The organism is Phocaeicola sp. RTP21198st1_B8_RTP21198_201120 (assembly GCF_040929485.1).
Taxonomy (GTDB): Bacteria; Bacteroidota; Bacteroidia; order Bacteroidales; family Bacteroidaceae; genus Phocaeicola; species Phocaeicola dorei.
On the sequence record NZ_JBCOCI010000478.1, the window covers coordinates 273 to 1,138 of the forward strand.

Genomic DNA, 866 nt, shown 5'->3' on the forward strand with positions numbered 1-866 from the left:
ACTTTCTCAATCTGAAAGAAGAAAAATAGCTCACGGATTAAAACGTCTGGCAATGGACCCGCTATTAGGTGACTGGATCTTGGAGCCAACACGTATTCATTCACTAAACTCAATGGGGCACAACTGGTGGACTTCTTGTACGTGTATGGGTGGTCTACTTGCACTAAGCTTACAGAATGAATTGGAAGAAGCAAGAGATGCTGTAAAGATTATCAACGAAGTCCTTCCCGAATGGTTTGAGTTTGCAGGAGATGTGCTTCATCAAAAGCCAAAGACCTTTGATGAGACCGGTGGAATGTATGAATGTCTGAACTATGCAAACTACGGGATTCAAGAGGCTTTATTATTCCGCTTAGCTTGGATGAATACTCACAAGGAAGATAAAGCAATAGAGATACCCCAACTGGAGAAGTTATCAGATTTTTTTGTACATATCTGTTATCCACGTACAGGTATGCTTTATAATATAAACTTCGGGGACAGTCATAAAAACACGGCTGCCGAAAGTAGTCTGATGTTATTATATGCAATGGGGATTCAAAATGATGATATGCTTTGGTATATGAATCAGATAGAGCAAGGGCAACACCGTGATGGATATTTTATCGACCGCCCGATAGGATTTCTCTATACTCCCGATTTGAGTAAAGCACCCAAGGTTCCTAAACTAAAGAAATCACAATTATTCAAAGACTTCGGTTGGGCAACCATGCGCAACTCTTGGGAGAAAGATGCCACAATGTTAGCCGTCAAGTCCGGATATACCTGGAATCATTCTCATGCCGATGCCAATTCATTCATAGTCTTTCATAAAGGAGAGGATATTATCAAAGATGGAGGACGATGTTGGTATGCGAATCCCGAAT

At 41.0% G+C, this 866-nt stretch carries 1 protein-coding gene; it reads left to right on the forward strand.

Annotated features, from left to right (window positions below):
• A partial coding sequence (locus tag AB5935_RS27430; RefSeq protein ID WP_368328032.1) for a heparinase II/III family protein occupies nucleotides 1-866 on the forward strand: 866 nt, incomplete at both ends.